This window comes from Rhodococcus sp. NPDC127593 (assembly GCF_042671975.1).
Classification (GTDB): Bacteria; Actinomycetota; Actinomycetes; order Mycobacteriales; family Mycobacteriaceae; genus Rhodococcus_F.
This window is the reverse complement of the sequence record NZ_JBHXWI010000002.1, coordinates 169,761-190,036: the sequence shown is the minus strand read 5'-3', so window position 1 is coordinate 190,036 and position 20,276 is coordinate 169,761. Positions and strand designations below refer to the sequence as shown.

The following is a 20,276-nucleotide window of genomic DNA, read 5'->3' as shown; positions in this document are numbered from 1 at the left end:
GCCGCGAGAGCTGGACTATTGGTGCAGTGACCTAGTGGACTGGCCAATTAAATGAAACATCTGATCCGACCGATGTCAAGAGCTGAAAACGAGATGCCTGGGGCGGGCCGGTCGCCTACCCGCCGACGGTCAGAGCCAGCCGGGCACCACGAGAATCGCCCAGGCCACTAGCGGCCCGATGGCGACGACGAGCGCGCTGTACTTCAGGATCTGCTTGTAGAACCGGTCTCGATCGACGTTCTGCGCATTCGCGAGAACCAACGCGCCGTTGGTCGAGAACGGGCTGACATCCACGATGGTCGAGGAGATGGCGAGGGCGACGATGACTCCCACCGCGCCCACCTCACCGGCGAGAAGGAACGGAACCGCGAGCGGAATGGTCGCGCCCAGAATCGCCGTGGACGAGGCGAAGGCGGAGACGATCGCACCGATATAGCAGAGGAGAAGGGCGACGAGAAGGGGCATACCCAGGCTGGCGACCGCATTTCCGACGTACTCGACCGTGCCCGCCTCCTGAAGGACTCCCACGAAGGTGAGGACGCCGCCGATGAGCAGAACCGTCGACCAGCTGATCTGAGCGATCGCACCCTTCTGCGCCTTCGGCGAGGCGAGCGCCAGGACGACGGCCACCGTCATCGAGATGAATCCGACATCCAGGTCGAGGATCAGCGAGAACACGGCGAGCGCGGCGAGGCCGAGCAGGGTGAGGCCCTGATCGAAGGTGACGCCGGAACGCACGGGCGAGGCCGCGAGGGCCGGCGACGGGCGCACCTTGGTCGCGGTGGCCCCTCCCGATCCCGAGTTACCGCCGGTCGCGGGCACTCCTCCACCCGAGACGCCACCGCCGGGTTCGGCCACGCCCTGGGGGCCGTCGTCGTGGACGCTGCGCCCGATCAGGTCGCGGCCGCCCAGGAAGACGAACAGGAGCACGCCGATCGCGGCGTTGAACAGGAGACTGCCGAGGAAAAGTGTGAGCGGGCTGTTGGTGAGCCCCGCCTTGGACGCGATGTCGTTGACCGTGACGCCGTAGATGCTGATCGGCGAGAATCCGCCGGCCTGCGCTCCGTGCACGACCATCATGCCCATCAGGAGAGCGTTGATCTTGTAGCGGGCGGCGAAGCCGAGTGCGATCGGCGCGACGATCGCGACGGCGGCGGGACCGAGCGCACCGATCGAGGTGAGGACTGCGGTGATCCCGAACATCACCCAGGGGATCAGCGCGACACGACCGCGGACCAGCCGGACCGCCCCGCGGACCATGAGGTCGACGGTCCCGTTGTTCTGGGCGATCGCGAAGAGGTAGGTGATGCCGACCAGCGTCAGGAACAGGCTGCTGGGGAATCCGGCGATGATGTCGTCGCTGCTCATGTGCAGCGACAAGGTTCCGACGAAGAAGGCGGCAACGAAGCCGAGAGCGCCCATGTTCACAGGCAGCACGGTCGCGGCCAGGAACATGACAGCTAGCGCAAGTATGGGAATCAGCTCGGTCGACATGAAAGTCTCCGGTTCTGTGGCAGTGGCAACTGGTCTCGACCGCCGCCGGCGAGCAAATTGACTCAGTGGCAGATTGGCCTAGCCACTTCATACAAGCAGTGTCGCGGATCACTGTCAACAGGAACTGTGGGTGCGGTTACATGCCTAGGCGAGATACCGTGGAGTAGTTTCAGTGGAATGGAGAGTAGGTGGCCCAGTGGCTGAGCAACTGCGTCCGGTAGCGCGACCGCGGCTGTACGAGGTGATCGTCGAGCAGCTCTGCGCCCATATCGCCGACCACGAGATGACGCCGGGCGACCGCCTCCCCGCCGAGCGTGAACTCGCAGCTCAACTGTGCGTGAGTCGCGCTTCCCTGAGCCAGGCGCTCGTCGCCCTCGAGGTGCAGGGCGTGGTGTCGGTCCGGCACGGGGACGGTGCCGTGCTCGTCCGCCGCCCCATCGAGGAACGAGCCGTCAAGGCGTTGCGGGAACACGCCGACCGTCTCCCCGAGGTGATCGAGGCCCGCGAGGCACTCGAGGTCAAACTTGCCGGGCTGGCCGCCGAGCGCCGGAGCGACGAGGAGATGGCGGCCATCGATTCCGCCCTCGCGACGATGGAGGCCGAGATCGCCGCGGGCGATCGCGGCGTCGTCGGCGACGAGCGGTTCCACGAGGCCATCACCGTAGCGGCGCACTCGTCACTGCTGGCCAAGCTGATGCACGAGATTTCCGGGCTGATCCGGGAGACCCGGATCGAATCCCTCTCCCAGGCCGAACGCCCGCGGGCCTCGCTCGAAGGGCACCGGCGCATTGCGACGGCGATTCGAGACCAGGACTCCGCGGGCGCCTCCCGTGCGATGGCCGATCACATCCGGATGGTGTCCGACGTCGCGCTGCTGCGCGAGGGCGGGTAACCGGGTCTACCCACCGACCACCGACTGCGGCCGATGGGCACCGAGGATCGCGTCGGTGTCGGCGCCGAGTACCGGCGGTGCGGACGTCAGATGCGGGCGCTCGCCTGCGAAACTGACCGGGAACGCGATCTGCTGCAGGCTGCCCAGCGTCGGATGGTCGACCGTGCCGATCATTCCGAGTGCGGCAGTGTGCGGGTCGGCGTAGATCTCGTCGAGGTGCCGGATCGGTGACACGGGCACGGCGTGCGCGGTGAGCGTGTCACACCATTGCTCGACTGTGCCCGACGCGAAGGCCGCCGACAGTTCCCGCTCGAGATCGCCGCGATTCGCGACGCGGTCACGGTTGCGCTCGAATCGCGGATCGTTCGTCAAATCCTCGCGTGCGATCGCCGAGCACAGCCTCCCCCACTGGCTGTCGTTGCCCACCGCGACGACGAAGTATCCGTCGCTCGCGGGAAACGCTTGATAGGGAGCGAGATTCGGGTGGCCGGATCCGAGCGCGCCGGGACGCTCGCCGGTGGCGAAATAGTTGGTCGCCCAGTTCACGTGCAGCGCCAGCTGGCACTCGAACAGCGACGTCGTCACGTACTGCCCTCGGCCGGTCCGCGACCGCTCCACGAGGGCGGCGAGCACGCCGATCAGACCGAAGAGCGCCGCCCCCAGATCGCCCATCGCGAATCCGGCCTTCATCGGCGCCCCGCCCGGCTCACCGGTGAGCGACATCAGTCCGCCGGCGGCCTGCGCGATCATGTCGTAGCCGGGTTCGTCGCGCAGCGGACCCTCCTCCCCGAACGCCGAGATGTGCAAGACGACCAGATGCGGATACCGCTCGGACAGCGTCCGGTAATCGAAGATCCGCTGCAATCCGCTGCCGGGCTTGAAGTTCTCGACGACGACGTCGGTCTCCTCCAGAATGCGATGGATGACGTCCTGTCCCTCTTCCGATTTGAGGTCGACGGTCACGGACTTCTTGCCCCGGTTGATCGCGAGGTAGTACGTGGCGTCGGGGCCGACGAACGGCGGACCCCACGACCGTGTCGGGTCGCCGCCGTCCGGGTGTTCGACCTTGGTGACGTCGGCGCCGAGGTCCGCGAGCGACATGGTGGCGTACGGTCCGGCGAGGATCTTGGAGAGGTCCAGCACCCGCACACCCGCGAGGGGCGCCGGTCCGGTGGAGGTGGGGTTCACAGGAGAACTCCTGTCGCAGAATCGGATCGGGGTGCCGTGGCCCGCGCCGAGCCCGCGGCGACGTCGGTGCCGTCGACGACGGCCGCGAGGTGGTCGAGGGCAGCCCCCGGGAGGTGTCCGGTGTCGCCGGACAGGTAGGCGTTCGCGACGAGCAGCGACCGGTGGCCGCTGCCCGAGGTGATCGCGAAGTCGGCGAGGTCGTAGAGCAGGGTGGCCATCGCCGCGCGGGCCAGCTCGTTCGCGTAGCGCGCGCACCCGGCCTGCGCGGTGGCGTCGTCCCCGGCGACCAGTAGGTCGCCTTCCTCGACCAGGTCGTCCCACCGTCGGCGGAGAATCTCGGCGCCGGGACCGCAGTCCGGTCCGAGGCCGGCGAGGATGCCCCGCATCGTGTCCGCCAGCCGGTGATGCGCACCGAGTTTGCGCATGCACCGCAGCACGTCCAGGGCGATGACGTTGCTCGAGCCCTCCCAGATCGACCCCAGGTGGGCGTCGCGGACCAGGCGGGCGTGGGCCCATTCCTCGATGTAACCGTTGCCGCCGCGTACCTCCATGGCCTCGCCGGTGACCACCCGCGCCCGCTTGCAGATGTAATGCTTCGCGAGCGGGGTGAGGACCCGGATCAGGGCACGTGCGGAGTCGTCGCCGGCGTCCGCCGCCTGCAGGCACTGCGCGCTGTACGCCACCAGGGCGAGCGCCGCCTCGGCGTCGAGCGCGAGCGGCAGCAGGGTTGCGCGCATCAGGGGCTGGTCGAACAGGGCCTTGCCGAACACGACCCGCTCCCGGGTGTGGTCGACAGCGTCGCGCACGGCGCGTCGCATCAGGGCACTCGACCGCATCGCGTTCGACAGCCGCGACGTGTTCACCATCTCGGCCATCTGCCGGAACCCGCGGTCGAGTTCGCCGACCTGTTGGGCGTACGCACCGGTCAGCGACACCTCGCCGCTGGGCATCGAGCGGGTGCCGAGCTTGTCCTTCAGCCTGTCGATCGTGTAGCTGTTGCGCTCGCCGTTCGCCAGAACCTTGGGCACCATGAACATTCCGACGCCGCGGGTGGACTGGTCGTCGCCGCCGGGGAACCGGGCCAGGGTCACGATGACGTCGGCGTCGGGATTGGACGCGAACCACTTCTTCCCGGTCAACCGCCACCCGTCGCCGTCACGCTCGGCCCGGGTCTCCGTGCGGGCGATGTCGGTGCCGGCCTGCGGTTCGGTCATGAACATCGCGCCGGTCATCGCGCCGTCGGGGTCCGTCGACGTCAGTGCGTCGATCCACGGTCCGAACACGTCCGGGTCACCGAACATGCGCAGGGTGCGGGCGGCGGCATCCGTCATCGACACGGGGCACGCCAGCCCGAACTCGGCCTGCACGAACACATACGACGCCAGGTACTTCACCAGGTGCGGCGGGACTGCGTCCCAGCCGTGCAGGCCGCCGCGGTGCGACAGTGCGGACAGCCCGTATTCGCTGTATGCGGCTCGGCACAGTTCCTGGTAGGAGGGGTGATACGCGATCCGGTCGATGCGTTCGCCATCCCGGTCGAACTGCTGCAGCACCGGCGGATTCTTGTCGGCGGTGGCGGCTAGGGCGTCGAGCCGGTCGCCGGCGTCGGCGCCCAGCCGGTCGAGCAGGATGTTCAGCTTGTCGCGGTCCGACGGTGCGGTCCACCGGTCGACGACGGCGCGCAGGGCGGGATCGGTGTGAGCGAAATTCATGAGTGAGCAACATCTTTCCGGGTCGAGGTGTGTTCGGGACGGGGCTCGGCGTCGGCCCCGCCCGAGCGGGCTTTGCCGCGGCGGAGCAGCAGGGTCATGCAGGCGAGCGAGAGCACGACGTAGCTGAGCCCGAGGGCGACGACCGGCCAGATCGAGTCGGTGTGGGTGAGCAGGAACTGGCAGAGCATCGGGGCGGTTCCGGCGAAGATCGCCGTCGACAGCTGATACGACAGCGAGATCCCGGTGTAGCGGACATTGGTCGGGAAGATCTGGGCGAGGATGCCGGCGAGCGCGGCGTAGTACATCGCGTGCGGCGCGGTGGCCAGCACCATGCCGAGCATGGCCAACGGCACAGACCCGGTCTGGACGAGAAGGAACATCAACGGCAGCAACACGAGTTCGGGCAGCAGCATCCACCGGACCGCCCGCGACGGATCGATTTTCGTGGCCAGCACGGCGCCGAACGGTTGCACGAGCACCTGCGCGACGAGCGCGATCGTGATCACGAGGAGGAAGTCCCCGCGGTCGAATCCGAGGTCGGCGGTGGCCCACGCGAGTGCGAACGTCGTCTTCACGTAGGTGATGGCGACACCCGCGACCACGGCGCCGACGCCGAGGACGAGTTCGACGGGATGCGAGCGCAGCACCTCGACGAGCGGCATCCGGGTGCGCTCCTGGGCGACGACGGCTTTCTTCATCTCCGGCGTCTCCGAGATCCGCAGCCGGATGTACAGCGCGACGACGACGAGCCCGGCGGACGCGAGGAACGGCAGACGCCAGCCCCACGACTCGAACACGCTGTCCGACAACAATGTCAGTGCCAGGAACGCCAGGGTCGCGAGCAGATTGCCGACAGGAGATCCCTGCTGCGCGAATGCACCGTACAGCACCTTCTTGTTCGGTGGCGCGAATTCGGTGGCGATGAGCACGGCGCCACCCCACTCACCGCCCATCGCGATGCCCTGAACCACGCGGAGCGCGACGAGGAGTATGGGCGCCCAGATCCCGATCTGCGAGTAGGTGGGGAGGCAGCCGACGCCGACCGTTCCGATCCCCATCAAGATCAGCGTGATGATCACGGCGTTCTTGCGTCCGAACTTGTCGCCGAAGTGACCGAACACGATCCCGCCGAGCGGGCGGGCCACGAAGCCGATCGCGAACGTCGCGAACGCGGCGAGGGTGCCCACCGCGGGCGAGGCGTCGGGGAAGAACAGTCGGCCCAGAACCAGCGCGGAGGCGGTGCCGTAGATGTAGAAGTCGAACCACTCGATGGTGGTGCCGACGAAGGCGGTGACACCCGCCTTGCGAGCCTGCTTGGTGCTGTATTCGGGTGGTGCCGCGTCGCGGCCGGGATTCGGGTTCACGGTTCTCCCTGACTTTCGTGCTCGGGCGTCACACCGAGGTAGAGGTGGTGTGCATCACTATGGTCGGGATTCCGTGTAGAGTCCAAGACTTAATTCAGCTTGTTTAGGTGATCCAGACACATAGTCCCGAGGAGGGGTCGTGGAACTCCGTCACCTGCACGCCTTTCTCGCGGTCGCGGAGGAACTGCACTTCGGACGGGCCGCCGAGCGTCTCCATGTGGCGCAGTCCCCGCTCAGCCAGACCGTGCGGGCGCTCGAACGCGAACTGGGCACCGGCCTGTTCGTCCGCACCACCCGTTCCGTCCGGCTCACGGCCGCCGGCGAGGCGCTGGTGGGTCCGGCCCGGACCATCGAGGCGCAGGTCGGGATCGTGCGCGGCATCGCGCAGGCGGCGGCCGCCGGGGAGACGGGCCGCGTGACCGTCGGCTTCGGCGGCGCGGGCGGCTACACGGTGCTGTCCGTTCTCGCCCGCTCCCTCGCCGACGCCTACCCCGGCATCGAACTGGACCTACGCCCGCAGATGTACTCCGGTGAGGTGCTCGACGCCCTCACCCGCGGAACCCTCGACATGGGCATCGTGGGGTTGCCGGTCCCGCGGGGCTTCGCCACCCACACCGTGCGCGAGGAAGCGCTGATGGTCGCGGTCCCGGCCGGGCACCGCCTCGTCGACGCCGGTGCGGTCGCGCCGCAGGAGCTGGCGGGCGAACGGTTCGTGATCTACCCCGCCGAACACGGTTCCGTGGTCCGCGACGCCACGCTCGCGCTGTGCGCGGCAGCAGGATTCGCGCCCCTCGTCGCGCACGAGGCGCCCGACCCGTACAGCCTGCTCGCGATGGTCGGCGCCGGGGTCGGAGTCGCCGTCGTGGTGGATTCGACAGCGCACCTCACGATGGACGGCGTCGAATACCTGCCCATCGCCGGCAACGCCCCCACCCTCCCCATCGCCATGGCCTGGCAGGACTCGAATCCCTCACCCGCGATGCAGACCGTGATCCGGGTACTGCGGGACGTGATCGGGACTGTCGGGTAGCTGGCCGGCCGCCTCGTTACCCTCGATGGATCGACCGACCGAGAAAGCCCCCACTGCCGACAATCTCACACTGAAACCGAGAAGACGTCGGCCAGGTGGGTGATGCGCAGAGCACGGGCGAGTTTGGGGCGATCACTGCCGTCGGCGATGTTCTCGCCCTGCGCGCCGAGGTGTGCGATGACCTCGGCAGCCCAGGCCACGTCGCTCTGCAGCGGGGACAGTTCGCGATTGACGATCGCTGTGTGACCGACATGCATGCACAGCTTGCCGGTCATCCCCATCGACCTGGTGACGGCCAAGGCCTCGGACAGATCGGGTTCGCCGGTCAAGCATGGGCCGTCGATGGGACCGGGGAGGCCGGCGGCTCGACTGGCGACGACGAGTCGTCCCCGCGCGTAGGCCAGCGCGTCGGGGTCGGCACCCGCGTTGGTATCCCGACGGAAGTCGCCGGTGCCGAACGCTATTCGGGTGGTGGCGTCGGCCGAGGCGATGTCGAAGGCGAATTCGACGCCACGCGCCGATTCGACCAAGGCGAGGATCGGGGTGTGAGGCAGCTCGGCAGCCGTGCGATCGATGTGGTCCGCGGATTCGGCCTTGGCGAGCATCACGCCACTCAGCCCCGGGAGCCCCCGGATCGCGTCCAGATCAGCGGTCCAGTCCGCGGTGGTGACGTCGTTGATGCGCACCCACCCGATGCCCCCACCGGCGAGGAAACGCGTGACGGCTTCGCGGGCTTGCATTTTCGAGGACGGAACGACACCATCCTCGAGATCGAAGATCACCGCGTCTGCCGCCGAGTTCGTGGCTGCGGCGAACTCTTCCGGGCGCGAGCCCGCGACCAGAAGCCACGAGCGCGCATGTGTCGCGGGGACTACGACGGCTTGTGCCGACGATGTGAGGGTCATCCGATTCTCGTTTCTCTCGATAGTGCGGGGCGTGATGCGTGGGTCAGTGCGCGGCGACACCGGTGAGATGGTCGAGTGCGGAGAATTCGCGGTCGACGGTGGGCGCGGTGAGCAGGCCTGCGAGTCGCCGGGGGGACAGGATGTCATCGACCTGTGCTCGGGTGAGCAGGCCGTCGTCGACGGCGAGATCGCCGACGTAGGCGCCGGTCTCCAGGGCCCGCTTGGCGATGTCCGCGCTGGCGGTGTACCCGATGAACGGCGAGAGCGCGGTGACGATGCCGATCGAGCGCCGTACACCCTGCTCGAGGTGGTCGCGGTTGGCGGTGATCCCGTCGACGCACTTCACAGCCAGGGTGTCCGCTGCCGCGGCCAGGTGCGTCGTCGAGCGCAGCAAGCTGTAGACGATAACGGGTTCGAAGGCGTTGAGCTGGAGTTGCCCACCCTCGGCGGCCATCGTGACCGTCAGATCGTTGCCGATCACCTCGAACGCGACCTGGTTGACCATTTCGGGGATGACCGGGTTGACCTTGCCGGGCATGATCGACGAACCAGCCTGGGCCGGAGGCAGATTGATCTCGCCGAGCCCGGCGGTCGGTCCGGAGGAGGTAAGCCGCAGATCGTTGCACGTCTTGGACAATTTGACTGCGACACGTTTGAGGATTCCGGAGACCTGAACGAATGCTCCGCAGTCCTGGGTTGCCTCGATCAGATTGCCGGCCGGGACGACCGGTTCACCGGTCAGCTCGCGCAAGTAGTTGCAGGCAAGCGCGGAGTACTCGGGATGGCCGTTGATCCCCGTGCCGATGGCGGTGCCGCCGAGGTTCGATTCCAGCAGCAGAAGCACGCCCTCGGAGAGCCGGGCGCAGTCCTCGTTCAGCATGATCGAGTAGGCGGCGAACTCCTGCCCCAGGGTCATCGGTACCGCGTCCTGAAGCTGGGTGCGACCCATCTTGACGATGTCGTCGAACTCGATCGACTTGCGCTCGAACGACTCCGCGAGCCGACCGAGCGACGCGATCAGCAGTCGGAGATGCTCGACCAGCGCCAGCTTGATCGCGGTCGGATACACGTCGTTGGTGGACTGCCCAAGGTTCACGTGAGTCAGGGGGTCGAGTTCGGCGTAGGCGCCGCGTCCGAACCCCAGAATCTCGAGAGCACGATTCGCGATGACCTCGTTGGCGTTCATGTTCGACGAGGTACCCGCTCCGCCCTGGATCGGGTCGATCGGAAACTGGTCGAGCAGCGCCCCGGCGCGGATTTCCACGCACGCGGCCACAATGACATCGGCGCGCCGGTCATCGAGGAGGCCCAGGTCCCGGTTCGCCTGGCAGGCAGCCTGTTTCACCGTCGCCAACGCCGCGATCAGTGCAGGGTACTGACCGATGGCAGACCCGGTGATCGCGAAATTGTCCATCGCCCGGGCGGTGTGGACGCCGTAGTACGCCCCCGCCGGTACCGCCAGATCTCCGATCGAATCGTGCTCGATCCGCACATCGCTGTCGCTCAACTTTTCCACCAACACCCAATTCGCCGTTCTACTTGACAGGGACTATGACGTCGATCACTGTTGTCGAACAGTACACCACATCCAATATATTGGAGCTGTTGAATGACGACAACCCGAGCCATCCCCGCTGACTCCGCGACAGCACCCGAGGACGCCGATGCGTCTCGCACACCACGCAGGTGGTGGAAATTCTGGAAGCTGCCGATCGGGGTGCAGTCACTGATCGCCGTCGGCGTCGGCGCACTCATCGGCACGTTCGCCCCCGCCGTCGGCGAGCAACTCAAACTGGCCGGCGACGTGTTCCTCAACCTGGTTCAGATGATCGTCGTCCCCTTGGTCTTTCCGCTCATCGTGCTCGGAATCGCGCGCATGGATTCGGCGAAGAAGGTCGGTCGCATGGCCGCCAAGGCGATCCTGTACTTCGAGGTCGTCACCACGATCATCCTGCTGATGGCCGTCGCGCTGGCGAAGCTGCTCGACATAGGTTCCGGCGCCCCTGTCGCCGGCGCTGACGGAGCCTCCGTCGAGACCCTCGAGCAGGGCATCGACTTCCACGAACTACTCCTGCACGCTGTCCCGAAGAACGTCTTCGCCGCCTTCGCGGAGGGGAACCTGCTCGCAGTGATCGTGTTCGCCGGGTTCGTGGGCGTCGCACTCGCCGCGATCGGTGAGCAGTCGAAGCCGATGACGTCCGTGCTCGACTCGCTCGCCAACGCGATGTTCAAGGTGGTCGGATACGTCATTCGCCTTGCGCCCCTCGGGGTCCTGGGCTTCATCAGCTACGACGTCGCGCACTACGGGTTCGGGAACCTGTCGAGCCTGCTCGGCTTCCTCGCCGTCGTCTACGTCGGTATGGCGATCATCCTCGGCGTCATCTTTCCGATCATCGCCGCGATCTTCCGCGTCGAGTACGTCACCATGCTCAAGGCCATCGGAAATCTGGTCGGACTCGCGTTCGTCACCCGCAGCTCCGAGGCAGTGCTCGCGCCGCTGCTGCTCAAGCTCGAGGGGCTCGGCGTCAGCCGCTCGACCACCTCGTTCGTCGTGCCGCTCGGCTACTCGTTCAACACCGACGGCTCCGTGCTCTACCAGGCAGTCGCCCTGGTCTTCCTCGCCAACGCCTACGGCATCGACACGTCGATCCCCACCCTGCTGCTGATGGTCGGCGTGCTGGTCATCTTGTCGAAGGGCATGGCCGGCGTTGCGTCCGCCTCGATCGTGGTGCTCATCGCCGCGGGTAACACCATCGGACTGCCGGCCGAAGCCGTCGCACTCCTGCTGGGGGTGGACTTCATCGCCGACATGGCCCGCACCGCGGTCAACGTCGTCGGAAACTCCCTCGCCGCGTCGGTGATCGACAAGTCCGAGGAGAAAGCCGAGGCCAAGGCCGGTCGGTCCGCCGAAACGCCTGGCGACGAACTCGGCGACAAGGTCCTCGCCGGGCGACTCAACGCGGATGGGTAGTGGGTGCCCGGCCAATGAACAGTCGGTACCCTCGCGACAAGGCGCCAGGCACTCAACCACGCGGCCCCCGGGAGCGTGCGGCGTGCAGAGTACAGTATCCAGTATGTTGCGTGATAATCCGGTGGAGCGCCCCCGCATGAGCGATGTCGCGTTCGAGCGGATCTGCGACGCGATCGTCACCGGTGAGCTCGCGCCCGGATCCAAGGTCAAGGACAGCGAGCTGGCCGAGCATCTGGGCCTGAGCCGCACCCCGGTGCGCGAGGCTCTGACTCGGCTGATCGACACCGGACTCGTCGAGGCCAAACCCGCCGCCTTCACCCGGATCACCCCACTGAACCGGGCCGATGTCGAGGCAACGCTCGCGGTGATGGAGGTCTTGGACCAACTGGCCGTGAAAACGGGGGTGCCCAACCTCACCGACGACATGATCGACGTGATGCGCACCGCCAACGACGACCTTGCGCAGGCGATCAAGACCGACAACATCGGTGCCGCACTCGCCGCGGACGACACCTTCCACGGCGTCATCGTCGACGCCGCCGGCAACCCACTGCTCAAACGGCTCATGCACCAAGTGCACCCGCAGATCCACCGGATCTACTACCGCAAGTTCTCCAGCCTCCGCGGCTGGCAGGACGCCATCGAACACCACGACAACCTGATCACACTGTGCGCGGCCCGGGACGAAGCAGCGGCCGCCGAAATATCTTCGCAGCACCGGCGATTCCTCGGCGGCCTGATCGGCGAGCTCTTCGACATCGACGAGTCCGCCACCTCGTAACCAGCTGCTACGGACCACCGCCGCGGGCATGCTCGGTGAGCACCCGCGGCGGCAGGTCTGGGCATCGACGCGCCCGCGACCTCGGCGGGAGGGCATTTCGCCCCGTCAATACATACGTACGTATGGTCGGCTCCGCTCATGCAAGCCGCACCCGCACGGGCACGGATTCCCACGACCGCAGCGTGTTGTTGAGGTGCCGGTGTACCGGCCCGGCGATCTCCAGTGAGTGCACCCGCGATGCCAGTGCCGTCAGCAGCGCCTCCGATTCGAGGCGGGCGACGTGCTGGCCGACGCACTGGTGAATTCCCATCCCGTACCCCACGTGCCCGGACGGGTTTCGGCCGAGATCGAACGCGTCCGGGTTCTCCCACCTACGGGGGTCCCGGTTCGCTGCGCCGAGGAACATCAGGATCTTCTTGCCGTCCGGGATGGTCGTGCCGCCGATCTCGATGTCGCTGGTGGCGGTGCGGAAGAACGTCTGGACCGGCGACTCCCACCGGACCGCCTCGTCGAATGCGGTCCGGGCCAGCCTGCTGTTCTCCCGCAGCCTCGCCCACTGCTCCGGATGCGTCGCGAACGCGTAGAGCACGGCCGCGAGTCCGTTGACCGTGGTGTCCACCCCCGCAGTCAGCAACGACCGCACGACGAGCGGCGCCTGCTCGTACGTGATGTCGCCGCGGTCCGCCGCCGCCCAGATCTGCGCGCCGAAGCCGTCGCCGGTGAGCGCGTCGCGGGCACATTGCTCGTTGACCCAGCCCAACAGTTCGGCCACCCGCGGCGCCCCCTTCTCCACCAGACTGTTGACGGGACCGAACGCGTTGAATGCGTGGTCCCCGTACGGCAGCAGGTTCTCGCGTCCGGCGTCGGGAATGCCGACGGCATCCGGGAAGACCCGCAGCGGGAATGCGGCGGCGAGGTCGGTGGCCGCGTCGAATTCGGTTGTGTTCGCGAGCAACTGGTCGACGAGGACCTCCGCGTCCTGGATCCACGACACCCTGAGTTTCTGCAGCGCGCGGGGGCCGAGAATCTTGCTCAGCACCGCCCGTGGAGCGTCGTGGTGCGGCGGGTCGGCCTCGAGCAGGACACTCGGGGGACGCCACGGGGTCTCGTCCCGGAAGTTGCTCAGGCCGACCCCGGCGGCGGATTGGAACGACTGCCAGTCGGTCAGCGCGGCATGGACCTGCTCGTAGCGGCCCAGCGCGAAGACGTCGTATCGCCGCAGGTACACGACGGGGCCGGCGTCCCGCAGTTCGGCCTGGAACGGTAACGGGTCCTGCAGGACGTCGAGGGCGAACGGGTCGGCGTCGCTGACGGGCAACGCGGGAGCGGGGGCGAACATCGTCACGGTGAGTCCCTTCGGGGTGGGGGTGTCAGAGGTCGAGTACGAGGCGGTCGGAGCAGGACCGGGAGACACAGATGAGCATGCAGTCGCCGGCGGACCGCTCCTCGTCGTCGAGGACGGAATCGCGGTGGTCGGGGGCGCCGGCGAGGACGGTGGTCTCGCAGGTCCCGCACGTGCCCTCGCGGCACGAGGACAGGACGTTGACCCCGGCCGCCTGCACGGCGTCGAGGACGCTGGCGCCGGGTGACACCGTCACCGCGAGGCCGGAGCGCGCGAGTTCGACCTCGAACGGTTCGTCGCGCAGCGGCGCGCCGCGAGCCTTCGGCACGAAGCGTTCGGTCCGCAGCATGCCGACGGGCCAGTCCGCGCAACAGTTTTCGACGGCGGCGAGCAATTGTCCGGGCCCGCAGACGTAGACCTTCGCGTCGTCGGCGGCGAGGGACGCCGGCAGGTCGAGGTGGCCCTGCTCGTCCCGAGGCACGACGGACACCCGGTCGCCGTAGGCGGCGAGTTCGTCCTGGAACGCCATGGACGTGCGGGTGCGGCCGCCGTACAGAAGCTGCCAGTCGATTCCCATCAGTTCCGCCTGCCGGACCATGGGCAGTAGCGGGGTGATCCCGATACCGCCGGCGATGAACAGGTACCTCGGTGCGGGGACGAGCGGGAAGTTGTTGCGCGGACCGCCGACCCCGACGAGATCACCCTCCGCGAGTACGTCGTGGACGTACGCCGACCCGCCCCGGCCCGCCGGTTCCCGCAGCACTCCGACCCGGTAGCTGTACGCATCCCACCGGTCGCCGCACAGTGAGTACTGCCGCGTCAGCCCGTTCGGGAGCAGCAGGTCGATGTGGGCTCCCGGTGCCCAGTCCGGTAGGCGCCGCCCGTCGGGGTGACGCAGGGTCAGTGCGACAACACCTTTCGCGACAAGCTCTTTGGCGACAACGTGTAGCGCCGCGTCCGCTGGTGCACCGGAAGAAACCGGGTTCTGTGGCATCTCGACTCCTCGATCTCGCGTTTGTTCGAGGATCTTCCGAGCCGGGGGTGAGCCGCCAGATCATTTTCAATAGTTGAAAGTCGAGATGTAACCGGGGTCACTCAACTGGGGCAGGGGCGGTCCGCCCGCCCGCTCGAGTCCGTCGAGAATCAGGTCGAGCCCGTATTCGTACTCGTCACCGAAGTCGTATCCGGGTGCCATGGCGTGCTGCGTCACGAACTCGGCGAGGTGGGGGTACTCGTCGGCCGGGACACTGCCGAGGATCGATTCCGCCACGTCGGCGAGCTCGTCGGAGGAGCCGAACGGCAGGCTCGTCTCCTGCATCGCAAACCCGTAGATGTAGCTGTCCAGGGCCGAGAAGGCGTGCGCGGCAAGCTCGATGGAGAATCCCGCTGCTCGCAGAATCCCCAGCACCGCGTCGTGGTGGCGCAGCGTCGCGGGGCCGGGGGTTGCCCGCGATTCCATCAGGACGGTTGCCCAACGGTGCCGTGCGAGCACGTTGCGTATGGAGATCGCCCGCCGGCGCATCGCGGACTTCCAGTCGCGACCGTTCGGCGGCAGGTCGATCTCGCCGAAGACGACGTCCACCATGCCGTCGAGGAGGTCGTCCTTGTTCTTCACGTGCCGGTACAGCGACATCGCCTCAACCCCGAGCGTCTGCGCGATCCCGCGCATCGTGAGTGCCTCGACGCCGCTGCCGTCGGCGAGGGTGACGGCGGCGCGCAGGACGCGTTCCCTGCTCAGGGGAACGCGGGGTTCTACCGTCGGGTCGGTCTCGGCCGTCATCGCACATTCTCCACCGGCATAGTTTACGTTGTAAGCAGAGGCTTACGTTGTAAGCGTACGATGTAAGCAGACGTACACCGGAACCCGCCGATCCGCTATCCGAACGGAGTCCGACCATGGAGCCACCGACCGAACCCGACAGCCACACTTCTGCGTTCACGGGCGCACGAGCCACGATGAAGGCCGTCGCCCAGGACCACTACGGCCCGCCCGAGGTCCTCGAACTGCGGGACGTCGAGATACCCGTTCCCGCCGACGACGAGGTCCTGGTCCGAGTGCACGCGGCGGGTGTCGATCGCGGCGTCGCGCACCTCGTCACCGGGCTCCCGTATCCGTTGCGCTTCGCGGGCTACGGCATCCGCCGGCCCAAGTCCGCCGTTCCCGGGATGGATCTGGCCGGGCGCGTCGAAGCGGTCGGTCGTGGCGTCACGGGATTCCGTCCCGGCGACGACGTGTTCGGCATCGGCACCGGGACGTTCGCGGAGTACGCATGCGCACCAGCGGCCAAACTCGCGCTCAAGCCCGCCGGTCTGCCGTTCGTGCAGGCCGCGGCGATCGCGATCTCCGGGCTCACGGCGCTGCAGGGCGTGCGCGACCACGGCAGGGTCACGCCGGGGCAGGCGGTACTGATCATCGGCGCGTCCGGCGGAGTCGGCACGTTCGCCGTGCAGGTGGCCAAGGCGTACGGGGCGGAGGTCACGGGCGTATGCAGCACCGCGAAGGTCGACCTGGTCCGGTCGATCGGCGCCGACCACGTCGTCGACTACACCCGCGAAGACTTCGTTCGCCTCGGGCGGCGCTACGACGTCGTCCTCGACATCGGCGGCAACTCGTCCCTCTCCCGCCTGCGCCGGGTCCTCACACCGCGCGGCAGACTCGTCATCGTCGGCGGCGAAACCGACGGACGGTGGCTCGGGGGCACCGATCGCCAGCTGCGCGCACTCGCGCTGTCCCCCTTCGTGAGTCAGACACTGTGCGTGTTCGTCTCGAAGGAGGACGGTAAAGACCTGCTCGTGCTCCGCGACCTCGTCGAGTCCGGCGCCGTCACACCCGCCATCGACCGGACGTACTCGTTGAGCGAGGCCGCCACGGCACTCCGGCGCCTCGTCGACGGTCAGGTTCGCGGAAAGCTCGTGGTCGAGGTGTCCGCCGGCTGAGTTACGCGGTGTGCGCCCTTCGGCTGATGTCTTTGTCGACCGCGGTGGCGAGGTCGTGGACGAGCCGGGAGTGCCAGAGTTTGTGGGCCTCGAGGTCCGCGGTGAGCGCGTGGCAGTCCGGGCATTCCCGGGGGCTGGGTTGCGAGGTGCTTTCCATGATGCTGCGCTTTCTGGGAGAAGTGGTTCCGATTCCACCGTGGCACGGGCGGGGCGGATAGTCCACCGCGCGCAGCGTCACAGACATTGGTCAGCCGCCCGCGCAATTGCGTCGGATTCCGGCAAATCCGTGGGGCTCTGTCACCTGGCCTTGCCCTATGTCGGCGCCGCCGCCATCACGCGGGTGATGCCCTTCGCGGCCGCCTGGAGCGCGGGGATCTGCGCGTACGCCTTCTCGTCGTTCGGCACGATGACCGACAGCGCGGCGACGACCTTGCCGCCGCCGTCCCGCACCGGGACTGCGACGCCCGTGGTGTCCGGGTAGAGGTGGCCGGCGCAGAGGATGTAGCCGTGCCGGCGCACGTCGGCCAGGACTCCCCTCAGCTGTCGTGCTGTGCGAATCGTGTTGTCGGTGTACACCTTCAACGGCTCGCTCAGGATGCGCTCCTGCAGCTCCGACGGTCCGTGCGCGAGCAGGACCAGCCCGGACGAGGACACGTGGAGCGGCATCCGGCCCGCGATGCGCGTGTAGTTGACGACGGAACCCGGTGCCGTGAGTCGCTCGATGAACAACACCTCGTCACCTTCGAGGACACCGAGCTGAGTGTGCTGCCCGACGACGGCGTGCAGGTCCTCCATGAACGGCATCGCCGCTTCCCTGAGCCCGAGGGTCGGGGACGCCCGCGACGCGACCTCCCACAGGCGGACCCCGATCCGCACCTTCCGGTCCTCACGCTCGAGCCAGCCGCACCCCACCAGTTCGTCGATCAACCGCGACGTCGTGGAGATGTGGAGACCCGACCGTCGGGCGATCTCGGACACCGTGAGCAGCGAATCGTCCGAACGGAACGATTCGACTATCCGCACCGCCCGGGCCAGGACGGACTCGCCGGTGTGCACACGCGCCATGCCTTCAGTGTGCACACCGGCCGGCGCTCAGCGCAGGTCGCGCCGCCGGAACGCCGCCACACCCACCACGACCAGCACCACCGTGATCAGCAGCAGCCACACGATCGGCGTCGCCTCGAATTGCCCACCCGGCAGCTTCGGGGCGTGGCTGAACGGCTCCAGATTCAGCACCGCCTGCGGGAACTGCGCGATCGACCCGACCATGAAGATCAGGAGGAACGCGACCAGCACTCCCCACGCCACCGGCGTGAACCGCGGGACCACACCGAACAGGAGGACCGTCACTCCGGCGAGCATCCAGATCGCGGGAAGCTGCACAAGCGCCGCCCCGATCACGTCGGGCAGGGCTCCCCCCACGTCGTCGATGGATGCTCCGTACGTGAGCCCGGCGGCAACTCCGGCCACGATCATCGCGACCGCGGGTCCGAGCAACGCGAACAGGATGTGGCTCGACGCCCACCGGACGCGGCCGACGGACCCGGCCGTCACGGGTTCGAGGCGCTGCGCGTTCTCCTCGGAGTACAGCCGCAACGACGCGGAGATCGCATAGGCCGCGGCGGCGATCGCGAGCATGGTGAACGCGTAGCCGATGAACGACTTCTCCAACGACTGCGAGCCGCCCATCCGCGTGATGATGTCCCGGATCGTCTGACTGTCGCCGATCTGACCGCCGACCCCCTTGGCGGCGCTGCCGATGAGCAGGCCGTACAGTCCGAGCCCGGCGGTCCAGGCCGCGAGCGTTCCGCGGTGCATCCGCCACGCCAGTCCCAGAGTTCCGGCGAGCGCCGGCGACGCGTCCGTGGGGCCGGGACGCTCGGCGATCAGACCGGCGCCCACATCGCGTCGGCGCAGGAGAGCGTATGCCGCCCAGGTGAGTACGACTGCCGTGACGAGGCTGGGAATGACTACCCACCAGCGTTCGTCGGCATACGGACGGATCTGCAGGTCCCAGCCGAGCGGTGAGACCCACGACAGGGTGCCGGACCCGGCATCACCGACCGCGCGCAGCGCGAACGCGACCCCGAGCACCGTCAACGCGACGCCGCGCGCGACGCGGGCGCCGGTACTCACCTGCGCCGCAACGGCTGCGACCGCCGTGAACACCAGACCGGAGCAGGCCAGCGACGTCCCGAAGGCGACCGAACCGCCCACCGGAAGGTCTCGGGCGAGCAACGCTGCTGCACAGAGGATCCCGGTGACGACGGACGCGCCCCCGGCGAGGAGCAGCGCCGCTGTCAGGCCCGAGTACCGTCCGACGGAGGTGGAGTCCAGAAGCTCCGCACGGCCGGTCTCCTCCTCGGCGCGGGTGTGCCGGATGACCGTCAGGATCACCACCAGCCCGATCAGCGTGTAGTAGATGCCGGCCTTCCAGACGCCCACCGAGCCGAGACTGGAGTTGAAGATCGGCCCGTACATGGCGATCTGCGCGGGGCTGGCCGCCGTGGTGGCCGCGAACTCCGCCAGTTGGGCGTCGGAGGTGTAGATGTCGGCGATGCTCGCCACGTACAGCGCGGGCGCGAACGCGAAGATCAGAATCCACAGCGGCAGCGCGATCCGATCCCGGCGCAGGAACAACCGCAGAAAGTGCAGCGTCCCCTTGAAATCCGAGGAAGTCACCGGCGCCGGCTCGACGGGCCGGTACCGGGACACCGTTGCGGTACTCATGCCCGCACCTTCTCCACAGTGTCGGACGACGCCGTCGTGCCGTCGTCGATCTCGTAGTGCCGCAGGAAGAGTTCTTCGAGGGTCGGCGGCTGACTGACGAGGCTGCGAACCCCGGTGTCGCCGAGTACCCGGATGAGCTCGCCGAGATGTTCGCTGTCGACCTGGCAGTGCAGCGTCGACCCGTCGAACTGGATGTCCGCCACGCCGTCGATGCGACTCAGATCGCCGGGATCGCCGAGAAGTTCGGCGGTGATCGACGTACGGCTGAGATGCCGCATCGACGCAAGTGTCCCGGATTCGACCGTCCGCCCCGACCGGATGATGGTGACCCGCTCGCACAGCGCCTCCACCTCGGACAGGATGTGACTGGACAGCAACACCGTCACACCGCGGTCGCGGGCCTCGGCGACACACTCACGGAAAACCTGTTCCATCAACGGATCCAGGCCCGACGTCGGTTCGTCGAGCAGCAGCAGGCGAGCGTCGGACGAGAACGCCGATACCAATGCCACCTTCTGACGATTGCCCTTCGAATACGCCCGCCCCTTCTTTCGCGGGTCGAGGTCGAAGCGCTCGATCAGATCCTGCTTGCGGGTCTCGTCCAGTCCGCCGCGCATCCGCGCAAGGAGGTCGATGGTCTCGCCGCCGGACAACGACGGCCACAGTGTCACGTCGCCGGGGACGTACGCCATGTCGAGGTGCAGGGCGACGGCGTCGCGCCAGGGATCGCGGCCGAACACGGTGGCCTCGCCGCTGTCGGAGTGCAGGCTGCCGAGGAGGACGCGGATGGTGGTGGATTTGCCGGCGCCGTTCGGCCCGAGGAACCCGTGCACCTCCCCTTCGCCGACCTCGAGGTCGAGTCCGTCCAACGCCCGGGTTCGCCCGAACGTCTTCACCAGGTTGCGCACTTCGATGATCGCACTCATAGCT

The 20,276-nt window shown here is 67.8% G+C and carries 18 protein-coding genes; 5 read left to right on the top strand and 13 right to left on the bottom strand.

Features of this window, described 5'->3' with window-relative positions; translation table 11 throughout:
- Positions 1 to 129: 129 nt before the first annotated feature.
- Complete coding sequence (locus ACFVJ3_RS02600; protein WP_378450564.1) at positions 130 to 1,494, bottom strand: SLC13 family permease; 1,365 nt, start codon at positions 1,492 to 1,494, stop codon at positions 130 to 132.
- A gap of 196 nt (positions 1,495 to 1,690) precedes the next feature.
- Between ACFVJ3_RS02600 and ACFVJ3_RS02595 the strand changes: the two genes are divergently transcribed.
- On the top strand, positions 1,691 to 2,386 hold the full coding sequence (locus ACFVJ3_RS02595) for a FadR/GntR family transcriptional regulator (RefSeq protein ID WP_378450563.1): 696 nt from the start codon (positions 1,691 to 1,693) through the stop codon (positions 2,384 to 2,386).
- Between the two features lie 6 nt (positions 2,387 to 2,392).
- Here the strand turns inward: ACFVJ3_RS02595 and ACFVJ3_RS02590 are convergent, their stop codons facing one another.
- Genes ACFVJ3_RS02590 through ACFVJ3_RS02580 form a run of 3 tightly spaced genes read right to left on the bottom strand, consistent with a single transcriptional unit; the run spans position 2,393 to position 6,650 of the window.
- The gene (locus ACFVJ3_RS02590) at positions 2,393 to 3,574 is read right to left on the bottom strand and encodes a CaiB/BaiF CoA transferase family protein (protein WP_378450562.1); all 1,182 of its coding nucleotides are present in this window, start codon (positions 3,572 to 3,574) and stop codon (positions 2,393 to 2,395) included.
- Positions 3,571 to 5,286: an acyl-CoA dehydrogenase family protein gene (locus ACFVJ3_RS02585; RefSeq protein WP_378450561.1), complete on the bottom strand. Its 1,716-nt coding sequence runs from the start codon at positions 5,284 to 5,286 to the stop codon at positions 3,571 to 3,573. Before ACFVJ3_RS02585 ends, ACFVJ3_RS02590 begins: the two co-directional genes overlap by 4 nt.
- Entirely contained in the window at positions 5,283 to 6,650 is a 1,368-nt protein-coding gene (locus ACFVJ3_RS02580) for an MFS transporter (RefSeq protein ID WP_378450560.1), read from the bottom strand. Before ACFVJ3_RS02580 ends, ACFVJ3_RS02585 begins: the two co-directional genes overlap by 4 nt.
- A gap of 139 nt (positions 6,651 to 6,789) precedes the next feature.
- On the opposite strand from ACFVJ3_RS02580, the gene ACFVJ3_RS02575 reads away from it, so the two are divergent.
- Positions 6,790 to 7,680: a LysR substrate-binding domain-containing protein gene (locus ACFVJ3_RS02575; protein ID WP_378450559.1), complete on the top strand. Its 891-nt coding sequence runs from the start codon at positions 6,790 to 6,792 to the stop codon at positions 7,678 to 7,680.
- Positions 7,681 to 7,745: 65 nt separating this feature from the next.
- Here ACFVJ3_RS02575 and ACFVJ3_RS02570 read toward each other — a convergent pair whose 3' ends face one another.
- A complete protein-coding gene (locus tag ACFVJ3_RS02570) occupies positions 7,746 to 8,585 on the bottom strand; it encodes an HpcH/HpaI aldolase/citrate lyase family protein (RefSeq protein WP_378450558.1) in 840 nt (279 codons plus the stop codon).
- 43 nt (positions 8,586 to 8,628) lie between these two features.
- Positions 8,629 to 10,077: an aspartate ammonia-lyase gene (locus ACFVJ3_RS02565; RefSeq protein ID WP_378450636.1), complete on the bottom strand. Its 1,449-nt coding sequence runs from the start codon at positions 10,075 to 10,077 to the stop codon at positions 8,629 to 8,631.
- A 117-nt stretch (positions 10,078 to 10,194) separates the two neighbouring features.
- Between ACFVJ3_RS02565 and ACFVJ3_RS02560 the strand changes: the two genes are divergently transcribed.
- Both ACFVJ3_RS02560 and ACFVJ3_RS02555 read left to right on the top strand, forming a co-directional pair.
- Positions 10,195 to 11,556 (top strand): dicarboxylate/amino acid:cation symporter, encoded by a 1,362-nt coding sequence (locus ACFVJ3_RS02560; protein ID WP_378450557.1) that lies wholly within the window; start codon positions 10,195 to 10,197, stop codon positions 11,554 to 11,556.
- Positions 11,557 to 11,692: 136 nt separating this feature from the next.
- Positions 11,693 to 12,337, top strand: coding sequence for a GntR family transcriptional regulator (locus tag ACFVJ3_RS02555; protein WP_378450556.1), 645 nt, complete (start codon positions 11,693 to 11,695; stop codon positions 12,335 to 12,337).
- A 136-nt stretch (positions 12,338 to 12,473) separates the two neighbouring features.
- On the opposite strand, the gene ACFVJ3_RS02550 is transcribed toward ACFVJ3_RS02555, so the two are convergent.
- From ACFVJ3_RS02550 to ACFVJ3_RS02540, 3 genes are all read right to left on the bottom strand, one after another.
- Positions 12,474 to 13,676, bottom strand: coding sequence for a cytochrome P450 (locus tag ACFVJ3_RS02550; protein WP_378450635.1), 1,203 nt, complete (start codon positions 13,674 to 13,676; stop codon positions 12,474 to 12,476).
- A gap of 31 nt (positions 13,677 to 13,707) precedes the next feature.
- A complete protein-coding gene (locus tag ACFVJ3_RS02545; protein WP_378450555.1) occupies positions 13,708 to 14,673 on the bottom strand; it encodes a PDR/VanB family oxidoreductase in 966 nt (321 codons plus the stop codon).
- A 66-nt stretch (positions 14,674 to 14,739) separates the two neighbouring features.
- A complete protein-coding gene (locus ACFVJ3_RS02540; RefSeq protein ID WP_378450554.1) occupies positions 14,740 to 15,459 on the bottom strand; it encodes a TetR/AcrR family transcriptional regulator in 720 nt (239 codons plus the stop codon).
- Between the two features lie 116 nt (positions 15,460 to 15,575).
- Between ACFVJ3_RS02540 and ACFVJ3_RS02535 the strand changes: the two genes are divergently transcribed.
- Complete coding sequence (locus ACFVJ3_RS02535; protein ID WP_378450553.1) at positions 15,576 to 16,616, top strand: NAD(P)-dependent alcohol dehydrogenase; 1,041 nt, start codon at positions 15,576 to 15,578, stop codon at positions 16,614 to 16,616.
- A gap of 1 nt (position 16,617) precedes the next feature.
- Here ACFVJ3_RS02535 and ACFVJ3_RS02530 read toward each other — a convergent pair whose 3' ends face one another.
- The 4 genes from ACFVJ3_RS02530 to ACFVJ3_RS02515 all read right to left on the bottom strand — a co-directional run bounded on the left by ACFVJ3_RS02530 (position 16,618) and on the right by ACFVJ3_RS02515 (position 20,272).
- Positions 16,618 to 16,773, bottom strand: coding sequence for a hypothetical protein (locus ACFVJ3_RS02530; RefSeq protein WP_378450552.1), 156 nt, complete (start codon positions 16,771 to 16,773; stop codon positions 16,618 to 16,620).
- A gap of 155 nt (positions 16,774 to 16,928) precedes the next feature.
- Complete coding sequence (locus tag ACFVJ3_RS02525) at positions 16,929 to 17,681, bottom strand: IclR family transcriptional regulator (protein ID WP_378450551.1); 753 nt, start codon at positions 17,679 to 17,681, stop codon at positions 16,929 to 16,931.
- A gap of 27 nt (positions 17,682 to 17,708) precedes the next feature.
- The gene (locus ACFVJ3_RS02520; RefSeq protein WP_378450550.1) at positions 17,709 to 19,346 is read right to left on the bottom strand and encodes an ABC transporter permease; all 1,638 of its coding nucleotides are present in this window, start codon (positions 19,344 to 19,346) and stop codon (positions 17,709 to 17,711) included.
- A complete protein-coding gene (locus tag ACFVJ3_RS02515) occupies positions 19,343 to 20,272 on the bottom strand; it encodes an ATP-binding cassette domain-containing protein (RefSeq protein WP_378450549.1) in 930 nt (309 codons plus the stop codon). The genes ACFVJ3_RS02520 and ACFVJ3_RS02515 overlap by 4 nt, the downstream gene beginning before the upstream one ends.
- Positions 20,273 to 20,276 lie beyond the last annotated feature (4 nt).